General features: G+C 46.1%; 18 protein-coding genes and 1 tRNA gene. 12 read left to right on the top strand and 7 right to left on the bottom strand.

All coding sequences use genetic code 11. The annotated features are described in order from the left end of the window. Positions 1 to 18: 18 nt before the first annotated feature. The 4 genes from rpsR to L6472_RS06535 all read right to left on the bottom strand — a co-directional run bounded on the left by rpsR (position 19) and on the right by L6472_RS06535 (position 5,283). Entirely contained in the window at positions 19 to 285 is a 267-nt protein-coding gene (gene rpsR, locus L6472_RS06550) for a 30S ribosomal protein S18 (RefSeq protein ID WP_013064765.1), read from the bottom strand. A 3-nt stretch (positions 286 to 288) separates the two neighbouring features. Then, positions 289 to 636, bottom strand: a complete 348-nt coding sequence (gene rpsF, locus L6472_RS06545) for a 30S ribosomal protein S6 (protein WP_237807905.1) — start codon at positions 634 to 636, stop codon at positions 289 to 291. Between the two features lie 344 nt (positions 637 to 980). Further along, positions 981 to 3,557, bottom strand: a complete 2,577-nt coding sequence (gene glgP, locus L6472_RS06540) for an alpha-glucan family phosphorylase (protein ID WP_237807904.1) — start codon at positions 3,555 to 3,557, stop codon at positions 981 to 983. A gap of 25 nt (positions 3,558 to 3,582) precedes the next feature. Beyond that, positions 3,583 to 5,283, bottom strand: coding sequence for a glycosyltransferase (locus L6472_RS06535; protein ID WP_237807903.1), 1,701 nt, complete (start codon positions 5,281 to 5,283; stop codon positions 3,583 to 3,585). Between the two features lie 135 nt (positions 5,284 to 5,418). Here L6472_RS06535 and L6472_RS06530 point away from each other — a divergent pair, with 135 nt between their 5' ends. Together L6472_RS06530 and L6472_RS06525 are read left to right on the top strand one after the other, a co-directional pair. After that, positions 5,419 to 5,847 carry a hypothetical protein gene (locus L6472_RS06530; RefSeq protein ID WP_237807902.1) on the top strand — a complete coding sequence of 143 codons (429 nt, stop codon included), beginning with the start codon at positions 5,419 to 5,421 and terminating at the stop codon, positions 5,845 to 5,847. Between the two features lie 3 nt (positions 5,848 to 5,850). Next, complete coding sequence (locus L6472_RS06525; protein ID WP_237807900.1) at positions 5,851 to 6,654, top strand: EFR1 family ferrodoxin; 804 nt, start codon at positions 5,851 to 5,853, stop codon at positions 6,652 to 6,654. Here the strand turns inward: L6472_RS06525 and L6472_RS06520 are convergent. The 3 genes from L6472_RS06520 to L6472_RS06510 all read right to left on the bottom strand — a co-directional run bounded on the left by L6472_RS06520 (position 6,638) and on the right by L6472_RS06510 (position 9,555). Further along, positions 6,638 to 7,369, bottom strand: coding sequence for an N-acetylmuramoyl-L-alanine amidase-like domain-containing protein (locus L6472_RS06520; RefSeq protein ID WP_237807989.1), 732 nt, complete (start codon positions 7,367 to 7,369; stop codon positions 6,638 to 6,640). The genes L6472_RS06525 and L6472_RS06520 overlap by 17 nt on opposite strands. 98 nt (positions 7,370 to 7,467) lie before the next feature. Continuing rightward, the gene (locus tag L6472_RS06515; protein ID WP_237807899.1) at positions 7,468 to 8,415 is read right to left on the bottom strand and encodes a DUF4421 domain-containing protein; all 948 of its coding nucleotides are present in this window, start codon (positions 8,413 to 8,415) and stop codon (positions 7,468 to 7,470) included. A gap of 156 nt (positions 8,416 to 8,571) precedes the next feature. Beyond that, a complete protein-coding gene (locus L6472_RS06510; protein ID WP_237807898.1) occupies positions 8,572 to 9,555 on the bottom strand; it encodes a Gfo/Idh/MocA family protein in 984 nt (327 codons plus the stop codon). An 88-nt stretch (positions 9,556 to 9,643) separates the two neighbouring features. On the opposite strand from L6472_RS06510, the gene L6472_RS06505 reads away from it, so the two are divergent. The 10 genes from L6472_RS06505 (at position 9,644) to L6472_RS06460 (ending at position 20,973) form a co-directional block, all read left to right on the top strand. Continuing rightward, positions 9,644 to 10,486, top strand: a complete 843-nt coding sequence (locus L6472_RS06505) for a hypothetical protein (protein WP_237807897.1) — start codon at positions 9,644 to 9,646, stop codon at positions 10,484 to 10,486. A gap of 11 nt (positions 10,487 to 10,497) precedes the next feature. Continuing rightward, positions 10,498 to 11,565: a bifunctional histidinol-phosphatase/imidazoleglycerol-phosphate dehydratase HisB gene (hisB, locus tag L6472_RS06500; protein ID WP_237807896.1), complete on the top strand. Its 1,068-nt coding sequence runs from the start codon at positions 10,498 to 10,500 to the stop codon at positions 11,563 to 11,565. 88 nt (positions 11,566 to 11,653) lie between these two features. Next, entirely contained in the window at positions 11,654 to 11,923 is a 270-nt protein-coding gene (locus L6472_RS06495) for a hypothetical protein (RefSeq protein ID WP_237807895.1), read from the top strand. A gap of 31 nt (positions 11,924 to 11,954) precedes the next feature. Then, entirely contained in the window at positions 11,955 to 12,509 is a 555-nt protein-coding gene (locus tag L6472_RS06490; protein ID WP_237807893.1) for a 1-acyl-sn-glycerol-3-phosphate acyltransferase, read from the top strand. Further along, positions 12,502 to 15,081, top strand: coding sequence for a xanthan lyase (locus tag L6472_RS06485; RefSeq protein WP_237807891.1), 2,580 nt, complete (start codon positions 12,502 to 12,504; stop codon positions 15,079 to 15,081). The genes L6472_RS06490 and L6472_RS06485 overlap by 8 nt, the downstream gene beginning before the upstream one ends. A gap of 10 nt (positions 15,082 to 15,091) precedes the next feature. Then, positions 15,092 to 15,412, top strand: coding sequence for a hypothetical protein (locus L6472_RS06480; RefSeq protein WP_237807890.1), 321 nt, complete (start codon positions 15,092 to 15,094; stop codon positions 15,410 to 15,412). Continuing rightward, the gene (locus L6472_RS06475) at positions 15,393 to 17,348 is read left to right on the top strand and encodes a YgiQ family radical SAM protein (protein ID WP_237807889.1); all 1,956 of its coding nucleotides are present in this window, start codon (positions 15,393 to 15,395) and stop codon (positions 17,346 to 17,348) included. Before L6472_RS06480 ends, L6472_RS06475 begins: the two co-directional genes overlap by 20 nt. Next, complete coding sequence (locus L6472_RS06470) at positions 17,272 to 18,069, top strand: hypothetical protein (RefSeq protein WP_237807888.1); 798 nt, start codon at positions 17,272 to 17,274, stop codon at positions 18,067 to 18,069. Before L6472_RS06475 ends, L6472_RS06470 begins: the two co-directional genes overlap by 77 nt. Positions 18,070 to 18,143: 74 nt before the next feature. After that, positions 18,144 to 18,217 (top strand) — tRNA-Arg (locus L6472_RS06465). A gap of 542 nt (positions 18,218 to 18,759) precedes the next feature. Continuing rightward, positions 18,760 to 20,973, top strand: a complete 2,214-nt coding sequence (locus L6472_RS06460; protein ID WP_237807887.1) for a discoidin domain-containing protein — start codon at positions 18,760 to 18,762, stop codon at positions 20,971 to 20,973. Positions 20,974 to 21,078: the final 105 nt, after the last annotated feature.

Raw genomic sequence — 21,078 nt, 5'->3', positions numbered from 1 at the left:
TCTTGCGTCCTCCTTTGTTTATTTCATCAAATCGGTTACGTAAGGCAGCAGTGCAATCTGACGTGCACGCTTAACGGCCTGAGCCACACGGCGCTGATACTTCAGTGAAGTACCGGTGATGCGACGGGGCAGAATTTTTCCCTGCTCGTTCAAGAACTTCTTGAGGAACTCAGGATCTTTGTAGTCGATATACTTGATACCGCTCTTCTTAAAACGGCAATACTTCTTCTTCTTTGTATCAATAGAAGGAGCTGTCAAATAACGAATCTCACTCTGTTCTGCCATAATTTAAGCCTCCTCTGATTTAGTTGCATACTTCTTACGACGCTTCTCTGCATACTCAATAGCATACTTCTCGAGCTTCACTGTCTGGAAGCGGATGACCTTCTCGTCACGACGATAGGCCGTCTCGAGTGTCTTAATGACTGCTGGCTCTGCCTTGAACTCAATCAAGAAATAGAATCCTGAGTTCTTCTTCTCAATCTGGTAAGCCAGTTTCTTCAAACCCCAAGCCTCTTCGCTCACGATCTCTGCTCCATTATCAGCGAGGATCTTCTTGAACTTAGCGACCGTTTCCTTTGTCTGATCGTCAGACAAAACGGGAGTCAAAATGAAAACGGTTTCGTACTGATTCATAATACGTTTTTAATTGTTTATAAATGTTATTTTTGCAAATTGCGGTGCAAAGGTACACATTTTTTTTCAAATCACATCTCTTTAATAGCAATAAATTTGTAATTTTGCACTGATTTTTAACGATTTATAATGAAAAGACTTAAAAAAAACGCTGGAATCATGTTGATTTTTGTCGGAATTGTGCTGATGACCGTTCTTCACATAGTACATCTGACGTTTATCAATTGGCTGCTTTTTATCCCGCTGCTACTAATCGTTGGCGGTGTAGTCTTGCACGTTTGGCAAGAAAAAAAGGCCTTCCACTAACTGAATGGAAGGCCTTTGTTATTACCTGAGACTACCTTTTATCTGACGTTCTGAGGCAGTTCCAGCCACTTCACGTAGCAGAAGTCCTGACGGTGAGGCAGATTACTGTTCTTGGGATACATGCGAACTGCGCTCTTATATTCGCCAGCTTGCTGTGGAGCCAGCGAAGCCTCGAAGACGAAGTTGTTACCCTCGCGGCGCACCATCTTCAAGGGTTCGATAGAATAGATGCGCTCTTCGCCATCCTTATTAGTGAAGACGTTAACCTTCTCAAGGGCTACGGCATCATCAAGTCCTTGTTCGTCAATCACGTAGCGAAGGGTGTATTTCTGTCCAGTCTCGAGTCCTGTAGAAGGAATATCCCACTCTACTGAAACAACGTTGATTTGATCCCAACGCTCGGCCACGGTTTCCTTCCATTGTGCAATCTCCTTGGCCAACTGGTTGTTGTTTTTAGAAATCTGCTTGAAGCGCAAGGCCTCTTTTACATAGAATTTCTCGTAATAGTCGTCGAGCTGACGCTTCATGGTGTAGTGAGGAGCGATTTGAGCAATAGAGTTCTTGACCACATTGATCCAGCCCTTAGAGATACCCTTCTTATCCTTGGCATAGTAGAGAGGTATAATCTCATTCTCAAGCAACGAATAAATAGTGGCTGCATCGAGTTGGTCTTGATAGCCCTGGTTCTGATAAGTGCGTTTCTCTGTCAGTGCCCATCCGGCACCTTCGCGATAGCCTTCAAGCCACCAGCCATCTTTAACACTGAGGTTGACAACGCCGTTCATTTCGGCTTTCTCGCCCGAGGTGCCACTGGCCTCTAGAGGACGTGTCGGTGTGTTCATCCAGATATCTACGCCTGAGACAAGGCGACGAGCCAACAGGAAGTCGTAATCTTCCAGGAAGATAATCTTACCCAGGAACTCAGGGCGCTGAGAAATCTCATAGATTCTCTTGATAAGTCCCTGACCTGCACCATCAGCAGGATGGGCCTTGCCGGCAAAGAGGAACTGCACTGGATGCTCGGGGTCGTTGACAATCTTTGACAGACGATCCAAATCGGTGAACAACAGATGAGCGCGCTTATAGGTAGCAAAGCGACGACAGAAGCCGATGATCAGTGCATTGGGGTTGATGCGGTCCAACAAGCTGAGCACGCGAGAAGGATCCCCCTGGTTGCGCAGCCATGTGTCACTGAACTGCTCTTTGATATAGTCAACCAACTTGTTCTTCAGCGCCATACGTGTGGCCCAGATTTCTTCGTCGGGCACATTGTAGATGGCTTCCCAGATGCTCTGGTTCGACTGGTCGGACATGAAGTTGGCATCAAAATATTTAGCGTAGAGCTTGCGCCATTCGGTGGCAGCCCATGTCGGGAAGTGAACACCGTTGGTCACATAGCCCACGTGGTTCTCTTCGGGATAATAGCCCTTCCAGATATCAGCAAACATTTGCTGCGATACCCATCCGTGCAACTTAGACACGCCATTCACCTCCTGACAGGTGTTACATGCGAAGGTTGACATGCAGAACTTCTCATTGTGATCATCGGGATTGGTGCGACCCATGCCGATAAACTCGTCCCAAGAGATACCTAACTTCTGAGGATATCCCCCCATATACTTACCGAACAGGCCTTCGTCAAAGTAGTCATGGCCTGCGGGTACTGGTGTGTGTACAGTATAAAGACCGCTGGCACGAACCAGCTCCATGGCCTGATTGAAGGTCAGTCCGCTCTCGATGTAGTCGCAAAGACGCTGCAGGTTGCAGAGTGCAGCATGTCCCTCGTTACAATGATAAATGTCTTTTGTGATGCCAAGTTTCTTCAGTGTGAGGACACCGCCAATGCCCAACAGTATTTCCTGCTTCAGACGATTTTCCCAGTCACCACCATAGAGAGAGTGAGTAATCGGGCGATCGTACTCAGAGTTCATTTCGTTGTCGGTATCGAGCAGATAGAGCTTGATGCGACCCACGTTGACGCGCCAGATATAGGCATGAACGGTATAGTTCATGTAGGGCACATCGACAATCAGCGGTTTCCCGTTCTCGTCGAGCTGGCGCTCAATAGGCAGAGAGGTGAAGTTCTGAGCTTCGTAGTTGGCTATCTGCTGTCCGTCCATCGAAAGCGACTGCGTGAAGTAGCCGAAACGGTAGAGGAAACCTATAGCACACATATCGACATTCGAGTCGGATGCCTCTTTCAGATAGTCGCCAGCCAGCATTCCCAAACCACCAGAATAAATTTTGAGCGCAGAGTGCATGCCATACTCCATTGAGAAGTAGGCTACAGAAGGACGCGTGCTATCGGGCTTTACATCAACATAGGCACGATAGAGTTTATAAACATCCTTGATACGCTTCATAAGCGCCTTGTCTTTTACGATTTCCTCTTTACGAGCAAAAGAAAGACGCTCAAGTAACATCACAGGATTGTGCTTCACATCGTGATAGAGAGCGGGATCGAGGTCACGGAAGAGATCGCGTGCTTCATAATTCCAAACCCACCACAAGTTATGGGCAATCTCGTCAAGGCATTTTAATTCCTCGGGAAGACGTGATTTTACAGTAAGTTCTTTCCATTGAGGAACATTTGTGTAGTCTGCTTTAATTTTCATTGTCTTGTAATTTTATGTTTGACAATTATTGATTGTTGTTATCTTCTTTTTGTGCCATTCGGGCTTCTGCCTTTCTGAGGGCAATGTCGTAGGCCACGTTGTAGTATTTAATAAAGTTGCTCCAGAGGGCTTTTTTCGAGAGTTTCTCGGCGTTGCTGCGGCAGACATCGATTTCATCTCGTGTCATGTTAGAGAAATCGGCAACCGTGTCTTTGATGATATCAGCCACCTCCGAATAGTTATAGTCTGTGCGATGAATCACTTTCACACCATCCTTCAGTTCGCCTGCATGGCCGAAGACCTTGTTAGCCCAGAGCCCAAAACCAGCCAAATCGGTAGTGATGCAGGGTACTTTAAACGCAATAGCCTCAAGGGGGGTATAGCCCCAAGGCTCGTAATAAGACGGATAAATGCATAAGTCGTTGCCAAGCATCACGTCGTAATAAGTGAGGTTCATCACGCCATCGTGCCCATCTAAATAGCAAGGCAGGAAGATGACCTTGACATTATCTTCACGACGATTATGCATATCGTAGTATTTCATCATGCTCAGCACGTTGTCGTGACCCATATTGTGGAGCCAATGCGTGACCTGAGGCACCTCGAGGGGAGTATCGTAATGGGCCAAAGGCTCACGGAGTCTTTCCTGCAAGTCTTGGCGTGGCTCGCCCACCCAACCAGGCACTTCAATAAATGCAAGCACCTTTTTCTTGAGGTCATGGTCGCGCAACAGGCGGTTCATGGCTTCCACAAACACGTCGATGCCCTTATTGCGAAACTCATAGCGTCCGCTGGTTGAAATAATAATCGTGTCATCGTCCAATTGTTCGCCCAGCAGCGCATTGGCCACCGTCAGCATACGCTGGCGAGCTGCCTTTCGTTTCTTGTCGAAGGATGCTGCACGGGGGACAAAACGATTGTCGAAACCATTCGGAAGAACCACGTCAACGGGTTTGTCGAGCAACTCTAAACACTCATTGGCGGTGATGTCGCTGACCGTGGTAAAGCAGTCCACATAGTGTGCGGTCTGCTTTTCGATAGAATGCTTGCTTTGCATGTTGAGCTCGACAGCCATCTGGTCGCCATTATAAGCAAACAGATAGTCGTAGAGGGGCTTTTGGTTGCCGGCTATCGAACGACCAATACTGGTGGCATGGGTGGTGAAAATGGTTCCAATCGAAGACACCTTATTATTAATATATAAGGCGCCCAAACCACACATCCACTCGTTAGCATGGTAAATCACGTGCTTTGTCGGATACAGATCGCCATGGCTCTTGAGGTAATTATACATGCTCTCGACCACTAAAGCTGCCGCATAAGAAAACATTGAAGCTTCGTCGTAGTCGCCATAAGCATGGAGAGAATCTACTTGATAGTTCTCCCACAGCCATCCATAGATTTCGTTTTTCTTTTCGAAATAAGGTGTAAAGTCCACAAGAACAGCAATCGGGTCTCCCGGAACAGCCCATCGTCCCATCTTGACATGAAGTCCTTGTTCTTTAGCCAACCATTGCCACTCGGCAAAAAGCTGCTTATCCTCTCTAAAATAAGGACATTCTTTTTCTTTCCATACATCAGGACCTATAAAAATAATTCTATCCTGAATAGTCTTCTGTAAAGTATTTGCTCGCGTAGAAAGAACAGTATAAATACCGCCTACTTTATTACAAACTTCCCAGCTTGACTCGAAGATAAAATCCGGAGTTAACTGTCTCTTTGTCATGTTATTGATTTATATACGTTGGCAAAGATACTTAATATTTTTTAAATAAAATAATTATTTCCCAAAAAAAATCATTAGATAATTAATTTATTGATTTTAACAAGTAATTTTGTACTGAATTCAACGAACAAAAAAATGATAAAAAAATCAATACTGTGTTTCTTTGTATGGCTATCGGCTTGTGTTCTGGTAAGGGCAGAAGAACCACAGCAACCATTCAAGGGCTACCTGTTTAATAGCGATTACAATGTGTATATTCGCATGAATCTATACGATCAGGATATCATTGTCCCAGGCCAAGAGCTGTTTGGACAAGTACCGGGCTATCTTTCCAGAGAAACCACAAACTACTGCTGGCTGTTTGTGGCTGCCGACATCACGAACCCCAAATCTGCCAAACTACTAGTGAGCAACGACTATGGCAGCGAAGACTTTACAGCCAAGCTCACGATGCAAGACGATAGTACGTTTGTTTTTCAGCATTTAGAAGGCAGCGCTCTAAAGGTCCCCAAGAACGGCAAGTGGCTGAAACTTCCTAATACCCTAACATTTAAAAAGAAATAGAACATGATATTCTACTTTTCAGGAACAGGAAACACACGTTGGGCAGCAGAAAAAATGGCAGAGGCTACAGCAGAGCGGCTCTTCTTCATCCCCAACGAGTTGCCCACCTCGTGCCATTACGAATTAGAAGTTGGCGAGCGCATCGGCTTTTGCTTCCCCGTCCACGGATGGCAGCCCCCGCATATTGTCCGGGAGTTTCTAAAGAAGATCACCTTCAGTACCCCATCATCTGATATTCGAGAGCACTATTGCTACGTATTAATAACCTGCGGAGACAGTGCAGGAGAGACCATTGAAATGTGTAATAGCGACTTGGCCCCCAAAAACATAAGCATTGATTTTGCCATCAGCCTGATTATGCCTGAATCATACGTATGTCTGCCGTTCATGTACACCGACAAGCCACAGCGAGAAGAAGAAAAAATAGCGCAAGCATCTAAAGACCTTGACACAGCCATCAATATCGTTTGCAGCAGGAAAAGAACTACTTTTCTTGTCAAGAAGGGCCCCCTTCCATGGACTTTCAGCCACGTAATCGGTGCCTACTTCAATGCCAAAATGATTACCGACAAAAAGTTTCGTGTGGACCCGGATATGTGCATCAGCTGTGGAAAATGCGTCAAGGTCTGCCCCACGGGCGACATACGCCTTGCGGAAGGTGTGCCAGAATGGAAGCACAACGACAGTTGCACCAATTGCCTGGCTTGCTACCATCATTGTCCCAGACATGCCATCAACTATGGTCGAATCACCCGCAAACGAGGACAATATTATTTTGGGCACAGAACGACTACTTCAGGCGAATGAGTCGGAAGCCGCTAACCTGCTTTCTCTTTGTCAGATACTGATAAAGACTTATGGGCTCTACGACCACCTTTTTATGGATAGATGAGGCATCAAGAAAACAGAGCACCCCATTCTTCCACATGGCAAAGCCGAGATGAGCTATGTCTAAACCTTTCTTAGTGCTGACAATCGCAATCACATCGCCGTCATGCACAACCTCACGCATCAATTTGCTGTTAAGAATATTTCGCGTGGGAATATAATGATACTGTTTGCCAGTGAGCCTCTGTTCCTGTTGCTTGATGACCGCACAGAAATCAGGATTGTCGCGCAGCGCACGATATGAACCAGAATGGGTACTCATCCAATTGACTTTCACGGTTTGAACTGCTGAAAACAACTTAGCAGGATGCTGTATTTCCACAACATGTCCCATGGCCACATTGTCTATGATCCAATCTGAAAAATAATGCAAACGACTCGGATAGCGCTCCAACATGCCTTGACGATAGCGCAAGAGCTGCAGCTGCCGTTGAAAATCTACAAAGCCTCTCTCTCCTCTTCTGCTACACATGGCCAGAGCCAACACATTCTCGACAAACGTTGTGCAGTCTAACTCACGCGTATTGACCACAAGCGCTTCTTCTTGATTGACCTCCAACGTATGAGCCACATACGGACGTCCTAAAAACTGCTTAGCAAACCACAACGGTTCTACATTACCACTTGCTAACATTCTCTCCACAAAGACACTATCTTCTGGTGCATAATTCGCCGCAAAAGAGGTTATCGACAGGAAGAGCAAAACAATAGAAACCAGACATTTACCCATATTTACTTCTTGTATTTCTTTTTCAAACCGAAGTTATACCCCACATACAAATTCATGGAGCCAAATATATTTTTAGTAGCAAAACGAGGCTTGTGATAATTGTAAGAATTCAAGATTACACTCATACCAGCAAACCAACGCATATTGTTATAGACCAAACCGAAACGCCCCACTCCGTCTATATTCACATTCTTAAAATCAAAACCATTATCTCTGCCTTCGTTGGCATCTGCAACAGTATATTTATAAGCCAGTGCTGCCTGCAGACTGGCTGCCAGAAGCCAAGACTTTGCAAACACCCAGTTATAAGCATAACCACCCGACACTTTCAAGTCTTTGTATCTAACGTCGTTGATCATCAGCCCCTCGTCGAGCTTGACAGTTGAACTCGCCAACTTTTCATCTACTAGACTCTGCAAACTCTTATAGTCGAGGGATATGGAATTTTGAGTGTATCCTACACCTGCCATCCATGAACCACAACTTATTTTCTGTATGGTGCTCTGACTGAAAGCTGCGGGATAGGAGAAATGACCATGGTTGAAAATGTAATAGAGATTGAAGCCTGTAATACCTGCTTTGACACCCGAGAACGGCACATTCTCAAGTGAACTGGTATTCAGGCTATTTCCCAACGACACGTTGCGTAACTTATAGTTATTGCCAGTGTGGCGATAGAACAAGTCTATGCCAATCTGAGAACTATAAATACTGAGCGTGAACTCATCTTTCAAGTTTTTCATATTCATATCCTTCAACTCAAACGTGTAGCCCGCAAAGAACCACTTCCATCCGAAATAAGGACCTAACTTCAGATTCATATCTGGAGTAAACGTAAACTCCTGGGCGTTTTGCCCCCGACTGCGAAGCATATACATATCATAAGTATGTGTGGCTTGCAGCATGGCGGTAAATACATAATGCTGAGGTTCTATATAAGTCGTATCCAAACGGTCAAACCCACGAATAATCCTCCTAAGAAGACTAATCTTCCGAGGTTTGGCAGTCGAATCTGATAATTCAAGGGTATCCTGACTCGACACAGAAAGAGAGAAGCAGAAGAAAGCCCCTAAGACAAATAAATTCCGACAGACTCCCATCACAACTTAAATCTTTCCTAAAATACGATCCATTGCCCAATTGGTTGGCGTTGCCGACACACTGGTGCACAGGCATACAGACAAACCTTGAAGATGTTCGATAACATTCTTGATCAAAGGATATTGCACGTATGGAGGATTCTCAACAGCTATCTGCTGGCGCCCTTCGCTGGTGTGAAGTGTGATGGGTTCGTAGCTGAAAACAGAAAAACTGAGCGACCCTTGTTCTCCAATGACCAAAATACGGTCTTCCTTGGCAGATTCATGACCCACAAAGCACCACGACCCACTACCAGGCAAACCGTTCTCAAATTTGAAAACAGCACTCACGGAGTCTTCTGCAGAATATAGATTGCCCCTATTCGCGCAGATACCACGAGCCTCCAAAATCACGCCAAACATGTGTTGAAGCAGATCAAGCTGATGCGGAGCCAAATCATAGAAATAGCCACCACCTGCAATATCTGGTTGCAGGCGCCATGGCAAGTTTTCGGGATGTGCATAATCCAAATCGCGTGGGGGTACTGCAAAACGGACTTGCACATTGATAATCTTTCCAATGGCACCTTGATCAATGATTTCTTTCACACGTTGAAAATAAGGAAGATAGCGTCTATAGAATGCCACGAAGCAGGGCACACCAGTCTGCTCGCTGATACGATTGATGCGAGCGCAATCATCATAACTGGCAGCTAGTGGCTTTTCAACATAGACAGGTTTTCCGGCCTTCATAGACATGATTGCGAAAGTAGCATGACTTGATGGAGGTGTAGCCACATAAACGGCATTTACGTCTGGGTCGTCTATTAGTTCTTGGGCATCGTCATACCATTTTTTTATGCCATGTCGCAGAGCATAGGATTTAGCCTTATCCAAGTTGCGACTCATGACTGCTTCTACCTGTGAGCCAGCAACCTCGCTAAAAGCCGGGCCACTTTTTTTCTCAGTCACTTCGCCACAACCAATGAATCCCCACTTTAATATCTTCATAAATTGTATTAATTTTCAAATTAAATCATGCAAAGTTACGAAAAAAGTCTGTACCTTTGCAATAAATATTAAAATAATAACAGATTTTATGATTGAAAATACTTCAACAGCAGTAAAATCACGCGGTCCCATTGAAGCACTAAAGGATGGCAACAAACTTTATATGGACAATTTCGCAAGACTATTTAAGAGGTCTTGGACTACAGGCATACTATATGCGATAGTGACAGGAGCCTACACAACGGCAATCGTAAACAACGCAGGATTTTTAGTTCTCGGGACGTTCTCAATATTATTTTACGTCATGATAGCAGCCATGCTTTCGCAGGGTTTTGCCACCTTAGTGGACTATCATGAGAATGGTTCCATCCCTGCAAGTAGGCATTGGTATGGCACGTTTAATTTGAAAACATTTGGAAGAATCTTCAAATTCAATCTCAGTATGCTCTTGCCCTTCCTGGCCGTCAGCATACTATCAGCCACCATGTTTATCCTGTCAAGACCACTTGGGCTCATACTGAGCGTTGTTGTTGGCTGCATCACCATGTTCATCCTTATTTTATTCACCCTACCCTTCTGTTATAGTGAGTATCAATACATACTGGACAAGAAAACAAAGCTAACGACTGCATATGGCAAATCATACCTCAAGGGACTCCACCATCTGCCCACCATTTTAGGTACATTTCTCTTATGCGCCATTGGCGTCTTTGTCATCACACAGTTTCTGCAATTGCCACAGACAATACTGATAATTGCAAACATGATAGCCAATCGGGACATTGCGATGGGAGATGCGGCAACCATGCCGAACTATATGATTTGGCTGGAGCCTTTACTGTTCTCCATTTCAGGATTTATTCAGGGCTACCTGCTTATATTCATGATTTATCCTTTTTATTTCATATATATCAGCATTAAAAACAAATAACAGACTTAACGATGAAAAAAATACTATTTATTGATCGCGACGGAACACTTGTTGAAGAACCACATGACGAACAAGTTGACGCACTTGATAAAATAGCATTCAAACCAGGGGTATTTAGATGGTTAGGTTTTCTGAAAGAGAAGACCGACTTTGTCTTTGTGATGGTTAGCAACCAAGATGGACTTGGCACAAGCTCCTTCCCCGAAGACACCTTTTGGCCTGCCCATCAGTTCATACTCAACGCACTTAAAGGCGAAGGCATTGAGTTCGATGATATTCTGATAGACTCACATTTTCCAGAAGACAATGCCCCGACAAGAAAGCCCGGGATTGGACTGGTAAAGAAATATATTGACTCTGGGGACTACGACATTGCCAACAGCTATGTGATTGGCGACAGAGAGACGGATGCTCAATTCGCTCGCAACATCGGGTGCAAGTCTATGATCTTAGGCAATGGCATATCATGGAAACAGGTGGCAGAGAATATATTCGACGGTGAACGCAAAGCAAGCGTGAAACGAACCACCAAAGAGACAGATATCGATATCTCAGTAGCACTCGACGGAACGGGAAAATGCGAGATCAGCACCGGTCTGGGGTTCTTTGACCACATGCTGGAGCAAATTGGCAAACATGGCATGATTGACCTAAAGGTTAAGTGCAACGGGGATTTGAACGTGGATGAGCATCACACCATCGAAGATACAGCATTAGCTTTAGGACAATGTATTTACGAAGCTTTAGGTACTAAGAGAGGCATTGAGCGCTATGGCTTTTCCCTACCCATGGACGACTGTAACGCTCATGTGTGCCTCGACTTCGGAGGACGACCATGGTTGGTTTGGGAAGCGGACTTCAAGCGAGAAAAGATTGGAGACATGCCCACAGAAATGTTTTTCCACTTCTTTAAAAGTCTCTCGGATGCTGCCCGCATGAACTTGTATATCCACGCCGAAGGCACCAACGAACACCACAAGATAGAAGGAATTTTCAAAGCACTAGCAAGAGCGCTACGCCAGGCCATCAGAAGAGACATCTACAACTATCAACTTCCATCAACAAAGGGCATGTTGTAATCGCGCCAATTGTTAATTTTACAATAAAAACTTGGAGGTTTCAATTATAATTTGTATCTTTGGCGTGTAAATCAAATAAATCACGACTATGGCAAACAAAAGATCTTTAAAACATGCAATTAATATGGTCTGCAAGGAGTTATTTGCAGAGGCAATTGCTGCATCTCTTTATGGTAATCAGGTAAATAACGACAATGCTGATGGGGTGCTTTATGCCATCATAAAGATGCAGGCCGATTTTGTCAGCCGTATTTCGCACCCTGAGCCAGGACTAACGCCAAAAGCTTATTATAAGAAGTTGAGAGAAGATTTTACTGCACAAGCAAGTGAGATTATAGATCAAATTAATAATCTCTAACGAGAAAAGAATAAAGATTCAGGTATTATCAATGTTAAAACGATTTTGTTATTGGTTACTTTGCCAAAAACTTGGATGGACGATTGAAGTAACTGAGAACCACCCGAAGAAGTTTATCATTTGTCTGGCGCCTCATACCAGCAATTGGGACTTCTTCTACGGACAGCTGTATAACAAAGCTTTTGGACTGAATAGCAACTTCATGATGAAGAAAGAATGGTTCTTCTGGCCATTGGGACCGCTATTCAAGAAAATGGGAGGCATCCCCGTTTACAGGCAGAAACACACAAGCATGACCGACTCTATTGCCGAGGCGGCTAAAACAGCCGACAGTTTCCGGCTATGCATCACTCCCGAGGGAACCCGTTCACGTGTAGAAGAGTGGAAGAAGGGTTTCTATTTTATTGCCCTCAAGGCGGGTATCCCCATTCTTCTTTACGGATTGAACTACGAGAAGAAGCTCATCACATGTACAAAGACCATCATTCCCTCTGGTAACCTTGAGAAAGATATGCGAGAAATAAAACTATATTTCAAGGATTTCAAAGGGAAGAATCCAGAAAACTTCACCATTGGCAATGTATAAACGAGTTCTTATTGCACTCACTACTATTATCGCGTCATTACCCATAGCTGGCCAGACGTCTTGGGGCGAAACCCATCACGAGGGCGAGCCATGGGTAAAAAATATATCAAGACGACATATAGCTGAGAAAGGTCTGGAGGGGCATCATCTCTCAGTATGGGCCAGCCATGGACGATATTTCGACATAAACAAAGGTAAATGGTGTTGGCAGCGCCCTTCACTTTTTTGCACCAACGAAGACCTCTTCACCCAGACTATTGTGGTGCCCTACCTCATACCCATGCTCGAGAATGCTGGTGCCGTGGTTTTCACTCCACGCGAACGCGACTGGCAGAAAAATGAGGTGATCGTTGACAACGACGACCATACGTCCATGGTCGCCTATCGCGAAACCAATCATAAAGAGAGTTGGACCAACGCACCTTCTAGTGGATTTGCACAACATGCTGGCACTTATAGCGACAACGAAAATCCCTTTACTGCAGGTACAGCACGTATGGCAAAAACCACCCACAACCGCAACAACCAGAGCACAGTTTATTATCAGCCTCAAATTCCGGAAGATGGCAAATACGCTGTCTATGTCAGTTATCAAACCACACCAGAGAGTGTGGATGACGCATGCTATATTGTCTGTCACAAGGGGCAGAGCACCGAGTTCAGGGTCAACCAGCAGATGGGTGGAAGCACATGGGTTTATCTAGGAACTTTCGAATTTGAAAAAGGCAACAGCGAACGTAATCACGTTGTCGTAAGCAACCTAAGCAGACACAAGGGTGTTGTGACGACTGATGCAGTCAGATTCGGTGGAGGCATGGGAAACATTCAGCGTCACAACCAGGTCAGCGGGTTGCCCCGATGCTTAGAGGGTGCACGCTACTATGCCCAATGGGCTGGTATGCCTTATCGGGTATATAGCACCCGCCAAGGCAGTAACGACTATGCAGACGATATCAACGTGCGCTCACTATCTACCAATCTGCTGGCTGGCGGTTCTTGCTATGCGCCCGACTCCATTGGCCGAAAGGTGCCTATCGAGTTGTCGCTGGCCGTACATAGCGATGCGGGGCATACTCCCACTGGGCAAGGCATCTACGGCACACTGAGCATATGCACCACACATTATGGTGACAGTCTGCTGGCTACGGGTATGAGCCGCGAGGCATCTCATGAGTTGGCATCAGACTTGCTCAACAACACCACAGCCGATCTGCAATACCGCTACGGCCAGTGGTCTAAACGTAAGCTATACGACAGGAACTATTCTGAGACACGCCTGCCCATTGTCCCTAGCTCGATTATCGAAACACTTTCGCACCAGAACTTCGGTGACATGCGCTATGGACACGACCCTGACTTCAAATTTACACTCGCACGCTCCATATACAAGACCATTCTGAAATACGTCACTTCGCATCATCATGAAGAATATATTGTAGAGCCTCTGGCGCCCGACAATTTCCATATTGAGTTCACCAACAAGCCTGGTGAGGTTCGCATCAGCTGGCAAGGCATCATCGACGGACAGGAGCCAAGCTCGCGCCCCACAGGCTATCTCCTTTATATCGCACAAGAGAACAACGGATTTGACAACGGAACACCACTAAAGGGAACGTCATGTAACGTGAGATTGGCACCGGGCGTCTTGTATCACTTCAAAGTGATAGCAACCAACGATGGCGGACGCAGTTTCCCTACAGAGACGCTTTCCGCTATTTACCAGCCTAAGGCTGCATACAAAGCTATTATCGTCAATGGATTCCACCGTCTGTCGTCACCTGCCATCAGCGCCACGGGTCTTGGCTTTGACATGAATATGGATCCCGGGGTCTCATACGGGAAAACGGCAGGATGGCTGGGATATCAACAAGTGTTCGACGCCGACAAAATTGGTATTGAAGATTCCACTGGCCTTGGATTCAGTGGCGAAGAATTGGCAGGACAGATTATTGCTGGCAACGATTTCAATTACGTCACTACCCATGCCGAAGCCCTTCGCCATGATACGCGGTTCAGCTTTGTCAGTTGTTCTTCGAAAGCTGTAGAAAACGGCAGTGTGAAACTGGACCATTATCATGTAGTGGATTTGGTACTTGGTCTTGAAAAAGACGATGGCCACAGCCTGGTTTATTACAAGACACTGCGCCCCACCATGCAAGCGGCACTCCGAAAATACACCAATCATGGTGGAAGTCTGTTGGTCAGCGGTGCCTACATAGGCAGCGACCAGACCACTGACGATGAGAAGTTGATGCTCTCCGAACTGCTGAAATGCGAGGCTGCCGGCGTCAACACTTCTTCTGCTGCTGTACGCGGATTGGGACTTCATTTCGACTTTTATAAGTCTCTCAATGAGACTCACTATGCCGCCACACACACCGATGTGCTTCTGCCTACCTCATCATTCTCGTTTCCCGCAATGGTTTACGAGCACGACGAGTCGAGTGCTGCTGTGGCCTACAACGGCAACGACTATCACGCTTTCACCATGGGATTCCCATTTGAGTGTATCACGGATTCATTGGCTCGTGCCAGAATCATGAAAGGAATTATGTCTTTCCTCATAAAATAAATCTATGAATATGAACAAAATACAAGCAAACGCTTCAGGTACAAGAAGCATTGAAGTATCCGAACAGCATCTGATCACCATCGACCAGTATCAGTTATTACGTGACCTTATCGACTCTAATGGCTACGTCGATGAACAAGTATTAGAGAAGTTGAGACTCAACATTCGCTCACTCCTTGAGTCGAATGCAGGCGAGGACAGCAAACAACTACTCGATCTATGTCTGGACGTGATCTATCACCCTAACATGAAAGCCATCGGACTCCAGAATCTTCTCAACCTATATATAGATTGGAAAAAGAAACAAGTGAATGAGCCTACAGCTGACTGACTTTCTACCTACTACCAAAAAAGAGATCGAACTTAGAGGATGGAACGATGTGGATATCATTCTGTTCTCAGGCGATGCTTATGTAGATCACCCATCGTTCGGAGCTGCTGTTATCGGGCGCACACTCGAAGCTGCAGGTTATAAGGTTGCCATTGTACCCCAACCCGACTGGCACGGAGATTACCGTGACTTCAAGAAGCTGGGGCGTCCGCGATTGTTCTTTGGCATATCGCCTGGCTGTATGGATTCGATGGTCAACAAATACACTGCTGCCCGACGACTCAGGTCAGAAGATGCCTACTCGCCAGACGGACGCCACGACATGCGCCCCGAATACCCAACGATTGTCTATTCGAAGATACTCAAAGAGCTTTATCCCGACGTCCCCGTCATTCTTGGCGGTATCGAGGCTTCGCTTCGTCGTCTTACGCACTACGACTACTGGCAGGATTCACTACGCAAGTGCATACTCTGTGACTCGGGTGGCGACATTATTATATATGGTATGGGCGAGAAGCCTATCGTAGAACTGGCACGTAGGCTAGAGGCCGGACAAAGCATTCAGGATATTAAGGACATACCTCAGACCGTTTATCTGGCCAACAAGCAAAATATAGAAGGAGGTATCAGGGAATCAGACATCATACTGAATTCGCACGAGGAATGTTTGAGAAACAAACGTGCCGAGGCAGAAAACTACAGACACATCGAAGAGCAGTCAAACATGATGCATGCACAACGACTCATCCAGCAAGTGGGAAACCAATATGTGGTGGTTAATCCTCCCTATCCTCCCATGACCACCGACGAGATTGATGCATCGTTCGACCTGCCATACGCACGTCAACCTCATCCTAAATACAAAGGGAAACGTATTCCTGCATTCGAGATGATTAAATTCAGCGTGAATATTCATCGCGGCTGTTTCGGAGGATGTGCTTTCTGCACAATATCAGCTCATCAGGGAAAATTTATCGCCTGTCGTTCTAAAGAAAGTATCCTGAAAGAAGTAAAGAAGGTCTGCCAGCAGCCCGACTTTAAAGGCTACCTCAGCGACTTAGGTGGTCCGTCTGCAAACATGTATGGCATGCACGGACGAAACACCAAGGCCTGCGAGAAATGCAAGCGCCCCAGTTGCATACATCCACAGATATGCCCTAACCTGGTCACGAACCATTCAAAACTGATTGATATCTACAGGTCTGTGGATGCGCTTCCCGAAATCAAGAAAAGCTTTATTGGCAGTGGCGTCCGCTACGATCTGTTATTACACAGAGGTAAAGACGAAGAGGCCAACAAGTCTGCCCAGGAATATACACGCGAATTGATATGCAATCACGTAAGCGGCCGATTAAAGGTGGCCCCAGAACATACCAGCGACCGCGTGCTCTATCTCATGCGCAAGCCTTCTTTCCGCCAGTTTGAAGAATTCAAGCGAATCTTCGACAAGATCAATAAGGAAGGTAATCTTCGACAACAGATTATCCCCTATTTTATCAGTTCCCATCCAGGTTGTCACGAGGAAGACATGGCAGAACTTGCTGTTCTCACAAAGAAACTCGATTTCCAGTTAGAACAGGTTCAAGACTTCACCCCGACACCCATGACCATAGCTACCGAGACCTGGTACACAGGGTATGATCCTTATACGTTAGAGCCCGTATTCTCGGCAAAAACGCCTAAAGAGAAATTGGCACAACGCCAATACTTCTTCTGGTATAAGCCAGAGGAACGCAGGGGCATCGAGCAAAGTCTGAGACGCATAGGGCGCACTGATCTCATTCCTAAGCTATTCCCCAACACTGGTGGTTATACACCCTCACCCTATCACAACGCTAACAGGAACATATCGTCATATCATGACAATAACAGAACAAATAAGCATAGCGAAAAGCCCAAAGAAGAAAAACGAGGACGGCATCGTCGTAACAGATAATTTCGTTGCCGTCATCGATGGTTCAACTTCAAAAACAAATAGGCGCTATAGTCTGTTCAGCTCCAACGGGCGATATGCCATGAAGCTGATAGCACGCTATATTGGCAAGATGGAAAAAGACTGTAGTTGTCATCAGTTTTGCGTAGGCGTCACCAACTATCTGGCGAAGCACTACAAGAAGTCTGAGATTAATCATCTCATAGAGCACCCAGAAGAAAGACTCACAGCAAGCGTCATCATCTTTAGTCGTCTCCGACGCGAAATATGGATGGTGGGCGACTGCCAATGTCTGGTGGGCGGGACCTACTACGACAATCCCAAACCGTACGAGCATGAACTGGCCGAGCAAAGGGCCCAAATGATTAAACAGAGTCAAAAGCCACAAGTTGAGTTCCTTCGCGAAGATACGGCAAGACAGCATATCATCCCACGCATGCTCCAGACGATGAAGAACCAGAATATCACCTATGCCGTGGTCGATGGTTTCCGCATTCCAGAAAACAAAGTAAAGATCATAACACTCGACTTTAGCCCATGGGAAATTGTGTTGGCCTCGGATGGCTATCCATTTCTCTGCCCCACGCTGAAAGAATCGGAAGATCGGTTGAAAAATCAGAAAGAAAACGACCCGCTCAACATTGGTGAGTTCAAGGCAACCAAGGCCTTCATGGAGGGTAACAACTCTTTTGACGATCGCTCATATATCAGATTTAGTGTGTAAAATTTGGCTATTTCATAAAAAATAGTTACCTTTGCACCCGCAAAATCTGGTAGTACGCCTTCGTTTGCAATGATGGTTCCGTAGCTCAGCTGGATAGAGCAACAGCCTTCTAAGCTGTGGGTCTTGGGTTCGAGTCCCAACGGAATCACGAAGAGAGAGACATTTATTGTCTCTCTCTTTCGTTTAATCTGTTTTCTTATCCAGCATCTCCAGCACTAAATTTGGCTCAGTTGCAATTGCATAGGTTTTGCGATACTCCCAGAGTCTTGAATTGACATTTCCAGAGTCTTGAATTGGCATTTTCAGAGTCTGGAGAGGTTCGTTTTAAAGTCTAAAAGCACGTATTCTAAAGTCTTGAAGAGGCGTTTCTGAAGTCTAAAACCGAAGCTATCATTTCTGCTCTAGCCCCTGGATGCTCTACATCCAGCCCTTAGAACAACCGCATCCAGGGGCTAAAACAACCCGTTCCAGGGGCTCGATGCGCCACACATAGGGGCTGGACGGACATCAAAAGTAAAGCTATGACAACGCAAAAGCGAAACTTTTCTTCTCTTAAAGTGGCACTTTTCTCTTTTTATTTCGTACCTTTGCACCAACCTAACTAAATAGTATTACAAAATGAGAACAACCATTATCACAGTTGCTATATTGCTAGGAGCCTTAAATAGTATAGAGGCTCAAGAAAAAGTGATGAGCATACTGAAAACCAACGGTAGCAGTAGTAAAACACGAGTAGCAGAACTAGACCAAATCAAGTTTCTACCATTTGACATTAACCATCTGCAACAACCTTCGAGTGAAACCCAGAGCCAGCCTGCAACCATGATCATGAAACTGATCAACGGTGCACAGATGCGCACCAGTGTGGACGAGGTGAAGGACATTTCGTTTGCTGACACGCTCTATCATACCAACAGTATGGGACAGCACATTCTGGAAACAGACGAGCTATTCTGGCCCGACGATCGACTGCTGCCACATCTGTTACCACCGGCCTCTACGATCAAGACGCTCGACATGCCTGCCGCACGACTGGGCAATGCCGAACGCGTGATGTTCTGCACACTGCAAGGCATCGTCAACCGCACCTGTCCGCGTATTCTGCTCTATAACCACAATGAAGAGCCACAAAGCACATGGCCATCTGCCAACGGACTGAGAACGAGTGCCATTTCAACAGGAAATCCCTACGAACTGGTGAAGTCTTATATGGAAGAGCTCAACGGACTAGTGCTCTACACTAATGAGTTGAGCGACCATTATGCCAACCTGGCTGTTACCATTGGCGGACTTGACAGACTATTGCCCGTGACACCTGAGGTGAAAGAAAAACTTGAGGCCAATGGCATTCAACTGCCTGTAAAGGTCGATCTGACGCAACTCACCATGAGTACAGCCACCGACATCTATACTTACCTCTACGACAACTACTGGAAGCGCTGCAACCATCGATTGTTAATAAGCCTGAACCCTACCATCCCCTACGTACACGACATCGGTGCTGCATGCGGATCTGCATGTGTTTGGCTGGACCCACGCATACAGAGTGAACGAAACGTGTTGGACAAAATGCTGGCCGACATGACTCCCGGACGCGACATCGTGTTAGGATGGTACCCCGAAGAGCGATCGGGCGTGGGCGAGGCAACAAGATACGGTCTGTCAACCGTCCCAGCGGACTTCTTCGAGAATGCCACCATCTATTCTGCCGTCAACAAACCAATCAAGATTGCTCCGGTGCCCAAGCGCCCCAAGCTAGAGAATAAAATCTATGCAGCCGTATATATCAGTGATGGCGACAACATACAATATTGTCAGCACGCCATGGCCAAGATTTTCGAACAAGGAGGTCGCGGACAGATGCCCATGAACTGGACCATCAGCCCTGCACTAGCCGACATTGCTCCTGGCATGCTAAACTACTACTATGGCAAGGCATCAACCAACGACTGCTTTGTCTGCGGACCGTCTGGACTGGGCTATGCTATGCCATACGATGCCCACAACAAGGTGTACTATAGTCATATGCTCAAGACTGAACTGTTTGACAAATACACCCAACTTACACAACGCTATCTGGAGAAGACAGGACTACGCATCATCACCATCTGGGACAATATCAGTAATAACCAAGGAGCATGTTATGCTAAAAACTGCTCTTATCTCTACGGACTAACCATCAACGACTGGGAACGACAAAACGGGCGACTGACTGGAAAAATACAATCTGGGAGCTTGCCCATTGCACCCCTCTACCCATGTTATGCCAATAGCGCTGATGTGGTCAACGACTTCTTCAATCGCGACATCAGCAACTTCGATGGCAAGAAACCTATGTTCGTAACCGGACAGGTCACCGTGTGGGACGTCGGTCCCGACAAATTAGTGGCACTCAAGGAGAAGCTAAACACACTTTCACCCGGCAACGTCAGCATTGTGCGTGCAGACCACTGGTTTAGCTACTATCGCGAAGCCAATCACATGCCTTTCAACATCACCATGTTGGAAGACATGACAATCACCTCTTCTGCAGCAAAGACACCAGCAAGATATGCCGCCGACGGCTCGCCCTCGACAGGCAACATCTGGATTTCTCGTATGGCAAATCAGCAGAGCTGGATTCTGATGGACTTCAAAGAACCCTACGAAATCAGCCGCTATGTGATACGCCATGCAGAAACTTCGGGGCTCGATGCAGAATTAAACACTCGCGACTTCACCATGGAGATCAGCATGGACGGTGAAACATGGACCACAATCGGCACACACACAGGCAATACGGCTCCTGTAACCGATGTCACCATCACTCCCAGACAAGCACGATACGTCCGACTGAACGTCACTAATGGCGGTGCCGACGGATATATCCGCATCGGGGATATTGAAATAGAGGGGATGCACTAATGAAAACGCTGCATCCCCACTTAAAAGGAATGCAATCATTTTATTTACTTTCATCACTTTTTGATATTACGCCCCCGAAAAATGAGAGATAATTTGGCACATAGC

The organism is Prevotella sp. E13-17 (assembly GCF_022024035.1).
Classification (GTDB): Bacteria; Bacteroidota; Bacteroidia; order Bacteroidales; family Bacteroidaceae; genus Prevotella.
Note: the sequence above shows the minus strand (reverse complement) of the source record. Positions and strands in the feature narration are given on the sequence as shown.

Coding starts and splice junctions, on each gene's coding strand:
- rpsR (WP_013064765.1), bottom strand. CDS start 285: ATGGCAGAACAGAGTGAGATTCGTTATTTGACAGCTCCTTCTATTGAT.
- rpsF (WP_237807905.1), bottom strand. CDS start 636: ATGAATCAGTACGAAACCGTTTTCATTTTGACTCCCGTTTTGTCTGAC.
- glgP (WP_237807904.1), bottom strand. CDS start 3,557: ATGAAAATTAAAGCAGACTACACAAATGTTCCTCAATGGAAAGAACTT.
- L6472_RS06535 (WP_237807903.1), bottom strand. CDS start 5,283: ATGACAAAGAGACAGTTAACTCCGGATTTTATCTTCGAGTCAAGCTGG.
- L6472_RS06530 (WP_237807902.1), top strand. CDS start 5,419: ATGATAAAAAAATCAATACTGTGTTTCTTTGTATGGCTATCGGCTTGT.
- L6472_RS06525 (WP_237807900.1), top strand. CDS start 5,851: ATGATATTCTACTTTTCAGGAACAGGAAACACACGTTGGGCAGCAGAA.
- L6472_RS06520 (WP_237807989.1), bottom strand. CDS start 7,369: ATGTTAGCAAGTGGTAATGTAGAACCGTTGTGGTTTGCTAAGCAGTTT.
- L6472_RS06510 (WP_237807898.1), bottom strand. CDS start 9,555: ATGAAGATATTAAAGTGGGGATTCATTGGTTGTGGCGAAGTGACTGAG.
- L6472_RS06505 (WP_237807897.1), top strand. CDS start 9,644: ATGATTGAAAATACTTCAACAGCAGTAAAATCACGCGGTCCCATTGAA.
- hisB (WP_237807896.1), top strand. CDS start 10,498: ATGAAAAAAATACTATTTATTGATCGCGACGGAACACTTGTTGAAGAA.
- L6472_RS06495 (WP_237807895.1), top strand. CDS start 11,654: ATGGCAAACAAAAGATCTTTAAAACATGCAATTAATATGGTCTGCAAG.
- L6472_RS06490 (WP_237807893.1), top strand. CDS start 11,955: ATGTTAAAACGATTTTGTTATTGGTTACTTTGCCAAAAACTTGGATGG.
- L6472_RS06485 (WP_237807891.1), top strand. CDS start 12,502: ATGTATAAACGAGTTCTTATTGCACTCACTACTATTATCGCGTCATTA.
- L6472_RS06480 (WP_237807890.1), top strand. CDS start 15,092: ATGAACAAAATACAAGCAAACGCTTCAGGTACAAGAAGCATTGAAGTA.
- L6472_RS06475 (WP_237807889.1), top strand. CDS start 15,393: ATGAGCCTACAGCTGACTGACTTTCTACCTACTACCAAAAAAGAGATC.
- L6472_RS06470 (WP_237807888.1), top strand. CDS start 17,272: ATGACAATAACAGAACAAATAAGCATAGCGAAAAGCCCAAAGAAGAAA.
- L6472_RS06460 (WP_237807887.1), top strand. CDS start 18,760: ATGAGCATACTGAAAACCAACGGTAGCAGTAGTAAAACACGAGTAGCA.